The 5,523-nt window shown below is 74.4% G+C and carries 7 protein-coding genes; 2 read left to right on the top strand and 5 right to left on the bottom strand.

The window, feature by feature from the left end; translation table 11 throughout:
- The 4 genes from JNW98_RS27550 to miaA form a co-directional block, all read right to left on the bottom strand.
- Window positions 1–1,649 (bottom strand): RelA/SpoT family protein (locus JNW98_RS27550; RefSeq protein WP_223771013.1); only part of this gene is annotated, 1,649 nt, incomplete at its 3' end.
- A gap of 180 nt (window positions 1,650–1,829) precedes the next feature.
- Window positions 1,830–2,714: a diaminopimelate epimerase gene (gene dapF, locus JNW98_RS27545; protein ID WP_223771012.1), complete on the bottom strand. Its 885-nt coding sequence runs from the start codon at window positions 2,712–2,714 to the stop codon at window positions 1,830–1,832.
- Window positions 2,715–2,800: 86 nt separating this feature from the next.
- Window positions 2,801–3,259 carry a hypothetical protein gene (locus JNW98_RS27540; RefSeq protein ID WP_223771015.1) on the bottom strand — a complete coding sequence of 153 codons (459 nt, stop codon included), beginning with the start codon at window positions 3,257–3,259 and terminating at the stop codon, window positions 2,801–2,803.
- 106 nt (window positions 3,260–3,365) lie between these two features.
- Entirely contained in the window at window positions 3,366–4,304 is a 939-nt protein-coding gene (gene miaA, locus JNW98_RS27535; RefSeq protein WP_223771011.1) for a tRNA (adenosine(37)-N6)-dimethylallyltransferase MiaA, read from the bottom strand.
- Between the two features lie 182 nt (window positions 4,305–4,486).
- On the opposite strand from miaA, the gene JNW98_RS27530 reads away from it, so the two are divergent.
- Both JNW98_RS27530 and JNW98_RS27525 read left to right on the top strand, forming a co-directional pair.
- Window positions 4,487–4,765 carry a hypothetical protein gene (locus tag JNW98_RS27530; RefSeq protein ID WP_223771010.1) on the top strand — a complete coding sequence of 93 codons (279 nt, stop codon included), beginning with the start codon at window positions 4,487–4,489 and terminating at the stop codon, window positions 4,763–4,765.
- A gap of 40 nt (window positions 4,766–4,805) precedes the next feature.
- Window positions 4,806–5,048: an antitoxin gene (locus JNW98_RS27525; protein ID WP_223771014.1), complete on the top strand. Its 243-nt coding sequence runs from the start codon at window positions 4,806–4,808 to the stop codon at window positions 5,046–5,048.
- Window positions 5,049–5,145: 97 nt separating this feature from the next.
- On the opposite strand, the gene JNW98_RS27520 is transcribed toward JNW98_RS27525, so the two are convergent.
- The coding region (locus JNW98_RS27520) for a class III extradiol ring-cleavage dioxygenase family protein (RefSeq protein WP_504755436.1) at window positions 5,146–5,523 on the bottom strand (378 nt) is incomplete at its 5' end.

Here is a 5,523-nt window from a genome sequence, read left to right as displayed (position 1 = left end):
GCGGGCGCCGGGCCGCGGGCGTCCGGACGGGCCGTGGGGGGCGGCGCGGGAGCCGCGCCGACGGGTCCGGCGTCCGCCGCCGGGTCGGGCGCCGGGTGGGTGGCGAACCAGCTGCCGATGGCGATCCGGGCGGCGGGCGTCCGAGCGTGCTCGCGCCAGTCGGGGGACGGCCCGGAGGCGGTGTCCGGGGACATCAGCAGCTGGAGGGTGTCACCGTCGCGCAGGACGGTCCCGAGGGCGACCAGCCGGCCGTTGACCCGGGCGCCGATGCAGGTGTGGCCGCCCTGCCCGTACTGCGCGTACGCGGCGTCGACGCAGCTGGAGCCGGCCGGGAGGCCGATGGTGCCGCCGTCGGCGCGGAAGACGGTGATCTCCCGGTCCTGGGCGAGCTCGTCGCGGAGGGAGGTCCAGAAGGTGTCGGGGTCGGGGGCGGACCGCTGCCACTCCAGGAGGCGGGAGAGCCAGCCGGGGCGGGTGGGGTCGGCGCGTTCGCCCTCCGCCGCGTCGGGGGTCTCGGCGGCGGCGTAGGGGTTGCCGAGCGCGATCACACCGGCCTCGGCGACCCGGTGCATCTGGTGCGTGCGGATGAGGACCTCGGCCACCTGGCCGGCCTCGCCCGCGATGGCGGTGTGCAGCGACTGGTAGAGGTTGAACTTGGGGACGGCGATGAAGTCCTTGAACTCCGAGATGTACGGCGTGAAGCAGGTGTGCAGCTCGCCGAGGACCGCGTAGCAGTCCGCGTCCTCCCCCACCAGGACGAGCAGCCGCCCCAGGTCCGAGCCGGTCACCTCGCCGCGCTTGAGCCGCACCCGGTGCACGGAGACGAAGTGCCGGGGCCGGACCTGGACTTCGGCGGTGACGCCGGCCTCCCGGAGCACCGCGCGCACCCGCGCCGCCGTGGCCTGGAGCGGGTCCGGGCGCCCGGCGTGGGCGAGGACGGCCTCGCGGGTGGCGGCGTACTCCTCGGGGTGGAGGATGGCGAAGACCAGGTCCTCCAGTTCGGCCTTGAGCACCTGGACGCCCAGCCGTTCGGCGAGCGGGATCAGCACGTCCCGCGTCACCTTGGCGATCCGGGCCTGTTTCTCGGGGCGCATCACGCCGAGGGTGCGCATGTTGTGCAGCCGGTCGGCGAGCTTGATGGACATCACGCGGACGTCGTTGCCGGTGGCGACGAGCATCTTGCGGAAGGTCTCGGGCTCGGCCGCGGCGCCGTAGTCGACCTTCTCCAGCTTGGTGACTCCGTCGACGAGGAACCGCACCTCCGCGCCGAACCGCTCCCCCACCTGATCGAGGGTCACCTCGGTGTCCTCGACGGTGTCGTGGAGCAGGGAGGCCGTCAACGTCGTCGTCTCGGCGCCGAGTTCGGCCAGGATCAGGGTGACGGCGAGCGGGTGGGTGATGAACGGGCCGCCGCTCTTGCGCGTCTGCCCCCGGTGCGAGGTCTCCGCGAACAGGTAGGCGCGGCGCAGGAGGTCGAGATCGGCCCCGGGGTGGTGGGCCCGGTGCACCTTGGCGACGTGCTCCAGGGCGTCGGGGAGCCGGCCCCGGGCCCCCGAGCCGCCGAGCGCCGCGCGGCCCAGCCGTCTCAGGTCGATCCGGGGGCCGCGCCTGCGGCGGCTGGGGCGTTCGTTCGTGGCCTCTGCGCTCATGGGCACCTCCGGCAGCGTCGACCGGCGGTCGGCTCACGCCGTCCGGGCCGGTGCTTGATGCTACCGACCCCATCACGCACCGCTCACCCCCTCTCGCGCAGAGTGAACCGGATCACCCATTCGAGGGAGGCGTTCATCCGGAAAACCGACGAACCTGCTACGGCCGCGGGATCCGGCCCGTCAGGAGGCGGTCAGCCAGGCGGTGTCGAAGTGCCCCTCGGCGACGATCACGGCGGGACCGGTCATCTCGACCGTGCCGTCCGGGAGCTCGCCGATCACGAGCCGGCCGCCGGGAACGTCCACCGTGTAGGTGACGGGCCGGCCGTCGACGGCCGGGTCGGCGCCGTCGCGGCGGGCGGTGGCGACCATCACCGCGCAGGCGCCGGTGCCGCAGGAGCGGGTCTCGCCGGAGCCGCGCTCGTGGACGCGCAGGGCGACGTGGCGCGGGCCGCGGTCGACGACGAACTCGACGTTGACGCCGTCCGGGTAGGCGTCCGCCGGGCTCACGGCCGGGGCGTCGAAGAGCTTCCCGGCGTGGTCCAGGTCCTCGACGAAGAGGACGGCGTGCGGGTTGCCCATGTTCACGTTGCGCGCGGGCCAGCTGCGGTCGCCGACGGTCACGGTCACCTCGCCGGCGGGCAGCGCGGCCCGGCCCATGGAGACGGTGACGGGACCGGGCTCGCCGTCGGGGCCGTCCTTGGCGATGTGCGCGCGGCGCACGCCCGCCCGGGTGGCGATGGCCAGGTCGCCGGCGTCGGCGAGGCCGGCCCGCTGGAGGTAGCGGGCGAAGACGCGGACGCCGTTGCCGCACATCTCGGCGACGCTGCCGTCGCTGTTGCGGTAGTCCATGAACCACTCGGCCTCGTCGGCCATGGCCCGCGCCTCGGGGTGGGCGGCGGACCGGACGACCCGCAGCACGCCGTCGGCGCCGATGCCGGCCCGGCGGTCGCACAGCCGCGCGACGGCGGCCGGGGAGAGGTCGATCAGCCCGTCGTGGTCGGGGATGATCACGAAGTCGTTCTCGGTGCCGTGGCCCTTGAGGAAGGCGGTCTGCGCGGTGCTCACGTGTCGATGGTACGGCGGGCGGCGCGGAAGCCCTCAGCCGGTCCGGGGGCCCTCGGCCGGTACAGGCCCTCAGCCGGTACGGGCCCTCACCGCAGCCGGGCCACGCGCCAGACGGCCAGTACGGTCACCAGGACGACGACGGCGGCGTACGCGGCCACGTACCGCCAGTCCGGGCGCCGTCCGGAGCCGCGCGGCGGTAAACCGGGCCAGGTGTAGCCGACGCGGCGGGCCGCCATCACGCCCCAGCCGGCGGCGCAGCCGCAGATCAGCAGGCCGAGCATGGCGACGACCGGGCCGCCGTCGCCGACCTCGAAGGCGAGCGGGAAGGCGAACATCAGGGAGCCGGTCACGGCGAGTACGACGATCGGCGCCAGCTGCCAGACGCGGAGCCGGCGCGGGGGGCGCAGCTCGCGGAAGGACTCGGCCGTCCCGCCGTCCCCGTCCTCCGGGACAGCGTTGTCGGCGGCGTCCGGGCCGTCGGGGGAGAGCTCGCCGGGCCCGTCGTCAAGCGGTCGCTGCGGTCTGTCCCGAGGGCCGGCCTCCATCGCCACGCGCCCTCCCAACCGGACTTCACGGCTCGATCGAAGACTGATGATGGCACGGTCCGACAGACCCGGATGACACGTGGCGCGTCCCGATGCCATCACGTGATCAGGCTGTGACCGCCCGTTCGACCAACGTCAGCGCGAGTCCCGGGAGTTCCGCCCGCCGGTCGGCGGCGCCGCTGAGCCACTGGACGCGGGAGTCGCGGCGGAACCAGGAGTCCTGACGGCGCGCGAAGCGCTTGGTGGCGCGTACGGTCTCGTCGCGCGCCTCCTGCTCGGTGCACTCGCCGGCGAGGAAGGCGAGCACCTGCTGGTACCCGAGCGCGCGCGACGCCGTGCGCCCCTCGCGCAGTCCGGCCCGCTCCAGTTCGCGCACCTCGTCGACCAGTCCGGCCTCCCACATGACGTCCACGCGCCTGGTGATGCGCTCGTCCAGCTCGGGCCGCTCGACGTCGACGCCGATCTGCACGGTGTCGTAGACGGCCGTCTCGCCGGGCAGGTTGGCGGTGAACGGCTTCCCCGTGATCTCGATGACCTCCAGTGCCCGGACGATGCGGCGGCCGTTGCCGGGCAGGATGGCGCGGGCCGCGTCCGGGTCGGCGGCGGCCAGCCGGGTGTGCAGGACGCCCGGTCCGTGCTCGGCGAGTTCGTCCTCCAGGCGGGCCCGGACGGCCGGGTCGGTGCCGGGGAACTCCAGGGCGTCGATGGCCCCCTTGATGTACAGGCCGGATCCGCCGACGAGGACGGGGGTGCGGCCCTCGGCCAGCAGCCGGTCGATCTCGGCGCGGGCCAGCCGCTGGTACTCGGCGACGCTCGCGGCCTCGGTGACGTCCCAGATGTCGAGCAGCCGGTGGGGGATCCCCTGCCGCTCCTCCGTCGTCAGCTTGGCGGTGCCGATGTCCATGCCGCGGTAGAGCTGCATGGAGTCGGCGTTGACGACCTCGCCGTCGAGGTGTCGCGCGAGCGCGACGCCGAGGTCGGACTTGCCGGCCGCGGTGGGACCTACGACGGCGATGACCTGCGGTGCGGGGGCTGCGTTTCTCACCCCACCAGTCTCGCAAACACCGGGCCGCCCCTCGAACGAGCGACGTGACGCGACGCCCACGGCCTCGTTGCCTGTTGCGAGGTTCCGACCGCCGGTTCACGGGCCGGAGCCCGCGAGCGGCGCAATGGGACGCTCCGGGCGACCCGGGATTTCGCTCACACCAGTAAGGTAATGGAGTAGATATGGGCGTGTTTTCATGGCTTCGCCGCAAGCCGTCGCAGCCGTCAACGGAGGAGGCCGCGGCGGACACCCGGACGGCGGAACCGGACGGCGGCGCCGGGACGGACACCGCGGCGGATGAGACCGCGACGGCCGCGGCGACCGCGGACGCCGCGGCCGGTTCCGCCGGGGAGACCGGGGCGGCCGACGGGGGCGAGGGGGCTGAGGGAGTCGACATTCCGAAGCAGCAGTCCGCGGACGAGGCGGCGGACAGCGAGGCCGGTGAGGGCGCCCGCAAGTAGTGCGCGGACCGCGCGCGGAAGGAAGCGAGGGTAGGTGCCCATGGGCCTGTTCGACGATCTCAAGGCGAAGATCGGACCGGTGAAGGACAAGGTCGGCGGCCTCGTGCAGCAGCACGGGGACAAGATCGAGCAGGGGCTGGACAAGGCCGCGCGGATGGTCGACTCCAAGACCGACGGCAAGTACAGCAACCAGATCCGGACCGGTACCGGCAAGGCCAAGGAGGCGCTCGGCCGGCTCGCCGAGCCCGAGGGCCCCAAGGGCGGCACCGAATCCCGGGGCTAGGGACTTCTTCCTGACGTCTTTCGTACGGGTACGGCGACGGCCGCGGAGCAGCTCGCTCCGCGGCCGTCGGCGTACGCGGTGGACGCGTCGGGGCGCCTCAGGACCAGACCGCGACGTGGTACCCCACGCCGTACGGCGCCTCCTCGTACAGCGCCCGGCCGCTCAGCCCGGCGCCCTCCGCCGCGCCCGCCAGCACCTGCCAGGCCGGCCGGCCGACGGCCTGGAGCTCGCGGGCGGTCGCGGAGTCGAGGGCGGCGAGGGCGGCGGTGTCGGCGGAGCCCAGGGCGGCCGCCGAGGCGGCGTCGAAGCCCTCCGCCCGCTCGTCGAGGTAGCCGGGCGCCTTCACCGTGCGGCGGGCGCTGCCGTCGCCCATGACCAGCAGCGCGACGCGGTCCTCCAGCGAGGCCAGCTCGCGGCCCGCGGCCAGGCAGCCGGCGGGTTCGAGCGACTCGGCCACCCCGAGGCCGGCCACCGG

Source organism: Streptomyces huiliensis (assembly GCF_020037025.1).
Lineage (GTDB): Bacteria > Actinomycetota > Actinomycetes > Streptomycetales > Streptomycetaceae > Streptomyces > Streptomyces huiliensis.
The sequence above is the reverse complement of the archived record's forward strand: the minus strand, read 5'-3'. Positions and strand labels throughout refer to the sequence as shown.